Source organism: Citrobacter sp. Ce119, assembly GCF_030334525.1.
Lineage (GTDB): Bacteria > Pseudomonadota > Gammaproteobacteria > Enterobacterales > Enterobacteriaceae > Citrobacter > Citrobacter europaeus.
Genome location: NZ_JAOWDR010000038.1, coordinates 1 through 4,090, shown reverse-complemented (window position 1 = coordinate 4,090; position 4,090 = coordinate 1). Strand labels below are relative to the sequence as shown.

Annotated in this window: 4 protein-coding genes and 1 pseudogene; all 5 read left to right on the top strand. The window is 47.1% G+C overall.

All coding sequences use genetic code 11. From position 1 onward, the window contains the following. Positions 1-1,514 (top strand): VENN motif pre-toxin domain-containing protein (locus tag OGV80_RS03595; RefSeq protein WP_286513729.1); only part of this gene is annotated, 1,514 nt, incomplete at its 5' end. Positions 1,515-1,524: 10 nt separating this feature from the next. Next, positions 1,525-1,812: a hypothetical protein gene (locus tag OGV80_RS03590; protein ID WP_047413128.1), complete on the top strand. Its 288-nt coding sequence runs from the start codon at positions 1,525-1,527 to the stop codon at positions 1,810-1,812. Then, positions 1,805-2,323, top strand: a complete 519-nt coding sequence (locus OGV80_RS03585; protein WP_047413124.1) for a macro domain-containing protein — start codon at positions 1,805-1,807, stop codon at positions 2,321-2,323. Before OGV80_RS03590 ends, OGV80_RS03585 begins: the two co-directional genes overlap by 8 nt. A 300-nt stretch (positions 2,324-2,623) precedes the next feature. Further along, a complete protein-coding gene (locus OGV80_RS03580) occupies positions 2,624-2,938 on the top strand; it encodes a hypothetical protein (protein WP_286513723.1) in 315 nt (104 codons plus the stop codon). Between the two features lie 433 nt (positions 2,939-3,371). Further along, positions 3,372-4,090 (top strand): annotated as a pseudogene (locus OGV80_RS03575) (VENN motif pre-toxin domain-containing protein); the annotation flags it as partial.

Genomic DNA, 4,090 nt, shown 5'->3' with positions numbered 1-4,090 from the left:
GCATCAGTCCGATTTTTGACAAGGAAAAAGAGCAGAAGCGCCTGCAGGAAGTGCAACTGATAGGCCAGATAGGTAACCAGGCGGCGGATATCGCGAGGACGCAGGGTGAGATAAATGGCCTGAATGCGGGTAAAAAAGCGCTGGCAAAGGAAGGTATTCCTGAGCCGGATGTGAACGCCAGTGATGAAGAAAAAGCAAGATACCAGACGCAACTACGGAACTCAGCGGCATATAAGACCGAGCAGGCAAAATACGGCACGGGTAGCGATATTCAGCGGGGGATTCAGGCTGCCGTAGGCGCTCTGCAGGGGCTGGCTGGCGGTGATATTGGCGCGGCGCTGGCGGGTGCATCGGCACCGGAGCTTGCCAATATCATAGGTCATAAGGCGGGCCTCAATGAGGATGATATCGCGGCTAAAGCCATCGCGCATGCGATACTGGGCGGCGCTGCGGCGGCTATGCAGGGGAACAATGCAGCAGCCGGAGCGGCTGGCGCAGTGGCAGGAGAGCTTGCTGCGAATGCGATACTGAAAACGATGTATCCGGGCAAGCACGTCAGCGAGCTGGATGAAAGTGACAGGCAGTTAGTCAGCAATCTTGCGACTATCGCATCGGGGCTGGCAGGTAATCTGGCCGGTGGTGATTCGAAAAGCACGACAACGGGTGCGCAGTCTGGTAAAAACGCAGTTGAGAATAACTTCCTGAGTCAGGGAAGCCCACAGAAATACACCGATAAGTATAAAGAATGTAATGGAAATGCTGGCTGTGAGCAGGGTATCCGTAAGGATATGGCGCAGGAGTCAGCGGAGAACATTCAGAAGCTGAAATCATGCTGGGATGCCGGTGATGCCGCTTGTGTTGCAGAAACGCGTTCTAAAATAGAACTCGATGAGAAAGCGTATACTGAGCTACGCCAGCAGGACAACATGGCCGGGCGTGCTTATGAAGACTCGGCAAAATGGTATGCTGATATTATTGACCAGTGCGCTGGTAAGTGTGATTGGTTAGAAGCGTCATTGCTTAAGACCGGAGCCGATGGGCTAGGCAACTTGGTTTATGGCGCGCTGGGTGTTGGGAGCGTTGCAGGTGGTAAACCAAGTTCAGCTACAACAGTGGAAAATAGTGGAGCGAAAGGGGTAATACCAAACACCAATTCTGCACTCAAACTAGGTGAAAGGGCGATTATCAATGAAGTCAATGTTACTCGAGTTGGTAGATGGATGTCTCCTGATGAATTAGCCCAAATGCAAAATGGAGGTAAAGTGGTTCAAGGAGGAGGTGGGCAGACATTTATTTCTACTAATGGTGTTTCGGACTTTAAGGCAACAGCACCAGCGGGATCGGTCTACGTTGAGTTTGATGTCCCTACAAATAGCTTGTTGCAAGGTGGGAAAGATGGATGGTTCAAGCTAATTGGCCCAGATGCTAGTAAATCACAACAATTTATGCTGAATAAACAAGGTGGAAGCCAACTACCTGAAGTTAAAAATATCACAGTTGTAGATAAAAAATAGGGGGTTAATCATGAACATCGATTTTTTTAAAACCGAGGTTGCTCCATATTTAGCCGGGTATGAGCTTCAATACAGTTCTTTTAGCAATGGTGATTTCGGTGACTTAGAACGTGTTGAGTTTGAGAGGGGAGATAAGCTCGGAACTGTTGACATTTGGTCTAAAGGCTGGATGAGCATTGATGTCTATGACAGTGCTTTAGATGCTCAATTAATTAATCTATTGTTAAGCCCCGATGAGTTAGAACAGCAAAAAAAAGCGATAGAAAATCTTATACGGATTTTGGAAGTTAATGAATAGAGTTCGGTTATTGCATGGTGATATAACGAAAGTGGCTGCGGGAGCTATTGTGAATGCAGCTAACTCGTCTTTACTTGGTGGTGGCGGTGTAGATGGTGCAATACATCGTGTTGGTGGGCCAATGATCTTGGCCGAGTGTCAGCTAATAAGAAATCGGCAAGGTGGTTGTAAAGTTGGTAATGCTGTAATCACAAGTGCTGGAAATTTGCCAGCGGACTATGTAATACATGCAGTAGGGCCATACTGGAGTAACGGGAGTCGCGACGAAGTTGAGTTGTTAAAGAGAGCCTACTTAAGTTGTTTTACGCTAATTGACGAGTATAACATTAAAACTGTGTCTTTTCCGAACATCAGTACAGGGATTTATAAATTTCCAAAGGACTTGGCTGCCCAAATTGCATTGGGTGTTATCACTCATTGTTTACATGAAAATGATAAAATAGAGATGGTTAACTTAGTGTGTTTTGATCAGATTAACTATAGCCTGTATTTTAATCAGATAAGTAAGTAGATTCATCTTGTTAGCGATAAATTAATATTCTGATGTTTTGATCTTTAACAATGCTGGGGAAAATGACGTAACGGGCTGAAAAAGGCGCGTTGGGGAAAAAACTGGCGGGCCGGAAGTACAGCAAGGAAGAATGGCTATAACTTACTGAATGGAGGCGACACATTATCTTCCTGATGGATCGTCAATATCAGTACATTACCAGTACAATGCTAATACTGGTAAAGCATATGATATGAAAATTGTTACACCACAAAGGAATCCGTTACAACCAGGTCCTTCACTGACCGATGGAGGTAAAAAATGAAAATAAGAGATTCTCGAGACCCATTGGGCAGGATCGTTGATGTTTTTAGTGTTTATTGGTTTGGTGATGAAACTTATTTTTTAGGTTTACTGAAAGGATATGGTGGGTTGATGGCATATAAAGCGACTCAAGTATCAATGATCGCTCCTGAAATAGACTTTCAGACCATATATTTCAAAAACGGCATTTATCACTGGGCTCTAATTAAAGAAAAATTGCTTGATGATATAATCGAACGTGATGAAGTTGCCTACAAGCGATTCTTGGAGATACTCAAATCCGAAGGTCATGTTGATGAGGATTTTTATTAGATTATAAATAAAAAAAAGGAGACCCCGACAGTTAATCTCTTAACCGTCTGAGTCTCCTGACTCTCAGCCAGCAACTTCGCAGGCTCTTTACCCGAAGGGGTCTTCGCCAAGGCGGTAGCGTCTGTTGCCTTAAAACGTTTAACAGCGCAAAAAATCTAGGCAGAAAGTACTACAGGCAATAACGACGCTATCTTACAGAAAGTAAAAAGAAAAATCGGAGGCATCGCAGCAGCCTGCGTCGGAAAGAGTTGTTGTTGAGAATAATTATCTGCATGTTGATGAAGCGCTGGCCTTCGATAAAGAGATGCGGGCATGTAAGGCTACTGGCGGGAATTGTGCGGCGGTTATCGCTAAGTATCAGAAAATCAGCGATGAACGAAGTGCTGAACTGGACTCGAAATGTAAAGACGATCCGGTGATGTGTCAGGGCTGGGATAAAGAGCTGGCCCATGGCGGCATCAGTCCGATTTTTGACAAGGAAAAAGAGCAGAAGCGCCTGCAGGAAGTGCAACTGATAGGCCAGATAGGTAACCAGGCGGCGGATATCGCGAGGACGCAGGGTGAGATAAATGGCCTGAATGCGGGTAAAAAAGCGCTGGCAAAGGAAGGTATTCCTGAGCCGGATGTGAACGCCAGTGATGAAGAAAAAGCAAGATACCAGACGCAACTACGGAACTCAGCGGCATATAAGACCGAGCAGGCAAAATACGGCACGGGTAGCGATATTCAGCGGGGGATTCAGGCTGCCGTAGGCGCTCTGCAGGGGCTGGCTGGCGGTGATATTGGCGCGGCGCTGGCGGGTGCATCGGCACCGGAGCTTGCCAATATCATAGGTCATAAGGCGGGCCTCAATGAGGATGATATCGCGGCTAAAGCCATCGCGCATGCGATACTGGGCGGCGCTGCGGCGGCTATGCAGGGGAACAATGCAGCAGCCGGAGCGGCTGGCGCAGTGGCAGGAGAGCTTGCTGCGAATGCGATACTGAAAACGATGTATCCGGGCAAGCACGTCAGCGAGCTGGATGAAAGTGACAGGCAGTTAGTCAGCAATCTTGCGACTATCGCATCGGGGCTGGCAGGTAATCTGGCCGGTGGTGATTCGAAAAGCACGACAACGGGTGCGCAGTCTGGTAAAAACGCAGTTGAGAATAA

Coding starts and splice junctions, on each gene's coding strand:
- OGV80_RS03590 (WP_047413128.1), top strand. CDS start 1,525: ATGAACATCGATTTTTTTAAAACCGAGGTTGCTCCATATTTAGCCGGG.
- OGV80_RS03585 (WP_047413124.1), top strand. CDS start 1,805: ATGAATAGAGTTCGGTTATTGCATGGTGATATAACGAAAGTGGCTGCG.
- OGV80_RS03580 (WP_286513723.1), top strand. CDS start 2,624: ATGAAAATAAGAGATTCTCGAGACCCATTGGGCAGGATCGTTGATGTT.